A 2,310-nucleotide genomic window follows, 5' to 3' on the forward strand; every position below is an offset into this window, starting at 1 on the left:
GGGCCGGGAGGGGTCGGGACGACTGGGCTTAACGTCTCTTCCTGCGGTCGTTCTTCAGGGTGTCGGCGCGTGTCGCGGAGGACCCCACCCCCGGCCTGCGGCCGGACCCTCCCCTCAAGGGGGAGGGGGACGACGCCGTGGCCCGGCTGATAATACCCTGCCTTCGGCACTCTAACCGGCTCGGCCACCGCCGTGTCTGACCCAGCCAGCCGCGCCAGCCTCTTCACCAGCGCTGTCATATTGGCCGGGCCGCCTTCGCGGAAATAGCCGAGCAGGGCGTCCAGTTCGGCGCGTGGCAGGGTCGAGCCCTCGATCAGCCGGAGGTCCTCGTCGTGGCTTTCGCCGGGCAGCAGCGCCAGCTTGATGCCGCGTTCGCGCGCGACCGCGGCGAGCTGGTCGCAGCCGTAGCGCCACCAGTCATAGCCGCCGAGGATGCGGACCAGGATGACCTTGGCATGGCGGGCGACGCTGTCGATCCAGAGGTCGACCGACATCGGATGGCGGAGATCGCGCAACGCGGCGAGCCGCATTGAGGGCAATCGTTCCGCGTCGGCCTTCCATGCAGCCGCGAGCCCCGAGAGATCGCTGTCGGTGAAGGACAGCGCCACGACATCCGCAGGCGTCTGCCTGAGATCGACAGGCTCGGCGAGATCGTCGAGCGAGGCGGATGTGGTGGTGAGGATGTGCATGGCGGTTCGGGTTTGCCTCAGCCGGCGAGGATACGCTCGATCGCCGGGCGGTTCAGCCCCTTCAGGCCGATGACGACGAGGCGCGAGCGACGGTCGTCTTCGGCGGTCCAGGCGCGGTCGTAGTAGTGGTTGACGCGCGGCCCGACGGCCTGCAGCAAAAGCCGCATCGGCTTGCCGCCGACCTCGACGAAACCTTTTACGCGCAGCACGTTTTCCTCTTCGGCGGCGGCGGCGACGCGTTTTGCGAGCTCGTCCGGATTGGCGATCGATGGAATGTCGACAATGAAAGTGTCGAAGTCGTCATGTTCGTGGTCGAATGCGCCGTCATGATGGGATTTGCGATTCTCGATGTCGTCCTCGACGGCAAGACCAAGCCCCAGCAGCAGGGAAGGATCGACCTTGCCGTGCGACGTCGGCACGATCTTCACGGCGCGGGCGGAGTGTTCGTTGATGATGGCGTTGGCGCGGGCCGAACCGGCGGCGTCCATCAGGTCGCTCTTCGACAGGATGATCAGGTCGGCGCAGGCGACCTGATCTTCGAACACTTCCTCGACCGGATCGTCGTGGTCGAGCGTCTCGTCTTGCGCGCGCTGCGCCTGCAGGGCGTCCATGTCGTTGGCGACGCGGCCTTCGGCCAGTGCCGGGCCATCGACCACGGCGATGACGCCATCGACGGTCACGCGGCTCTTCACGCTCGGCCACTGGAAGGCCTGGACCAGCGGCTTGGGCAGAGCGAGGCCGGAGGTTTCAATCAGGATGTGGTCGACCTTCGGCGTCAGCGACAGGATCTGGTCGAGCGCCGGCACGAAATCGTCGGCGACGGTGCAGCAGATGCAGCCATTGGCCAGTTCGACGATGTTCTCCTCCGGACAGGTGTCAATGCCGCAGCCCTTCAGGATCTCGCCGTCAATGCCGATATCGCCAAACTCGTTCACAATGATCGCAATACGCTTGCCGCCGGCGTTTTCCAGGAGGTGGCGGACCAGTGTCGTCTTGCCGGCGCCGAGGAAGCCGGTGACGACGGTGCAGGGAACACGTGAGACGGAAGCGGTCATGGTCAGTCCTTCAGCAGATCGAGGGGAGGGATGCGGGCAACAAGGCCGCGCTTCAGGGAATCGGGCCGGCCGCGCCACGGGATGAGGCCGTCGGTCGAGGTGGCGAAGAGCTTGGCGCAGGTGACGAGGTCGGTGCCACTGGTCGCATCCAGATCGCCGAAGACGTAGCTCCAGCAGCCATCGCGCAGAAGTGCCGCGCTCAGTCGGCGCTTACAATTGCCGAGGCATTCGACGGTGCGGATGTTGATCTTTTCGCCGGAAGCCGCCCGGCGCGTGTCCTCGGCGAGCAGCGCGCCGGCGCGCGGATGGGCATCGGAACCGGTCTCGTCGCGGCAGGACGAGCAGACGATGACGGTCACGCCGGCCGGACCATCGTCGTCGCCGGACGGTAAGTCCGCTCTATCAGCCGGAAAACTGCTGTCGCGCTCCAAATCAGGCTCCTTGCCCGGAAACCCGCCGGGCGATCGGATTCTTTTCTCGCAGACGGCAGGTCTCCTGGCTCGCGGGTCATCGCCTTGGTTAGCCGCCTTCCCGGGGAACATCCCAGTGGCTTTCGGCCTTGGCTC

Annotated in this window: 2 protein-coding genes, 1 pseudogene and 1 riboswitch; all 3 genes and pseudogenes read right to left on the reverse strand. The window is 66.2% G+C overall.

Going from position 1 to position 2,310, the window contains the following annotated elements; all coding sequences use genetic code 11:
- Window positions 1–689: pseudogene (locus EN742_RS32165) on the reverse strand (cobaltochelatase subunit CobN); the annotation flags it as partial.
- Between the two features lie 17 nt (window positions 690–706).
- On the reverse strand, window positions 707–1,744 hold the full coding sequence (gene cobW, locus EN742_RS32170; protein ID WP_126054013.1) for a cobalamin biosynthesis protein CobW: 1,038 nt from the start codon (window positions 1,742–1,744) through the stop codon (window positions 707–709).
- A gap of 2 nt (window positions 1,745–1,746) precedes the next feature.
- Window positions 1,747–2,175: a DUF1636 family protein gene (locus EN742_RS32175; RefSeq protein ID WP_128333736.1), complete on the reverse strand. Its 429-nt coding sequence runs from the start codon at window positions 2,173–2,175 to the stop codon at window positions 1,747–1,749.
- Between the two features lie 36 nt (window positions 2,176–2,211).
- Window positions 2,212–2,310, reverse strand: a riboswitch (cobalamin riboswitch). This riboswitch is flagged as partial in the annotation.

It is taken from the genome of Mesorhizobium sp. M4A.F.Ca.ET.020.02.1.1 (assembly GCF_004022645.1).
Lineage (GTDB): Bacteria > Pseudomonadota > Alphaproteobacteria > Rhizobiales > Rhizobiaceae > Mesorhizobium.

Bases quoted from the DNA above. Each gene is read 5' to 3' on its own strand.
- cobW (WP_126054013.1), bottom strand. From the start codon at position 1,744: ATGACCGCTTCCGTCTCACGTGTTCCCTGCACCGTCGTCACCGGCTTC.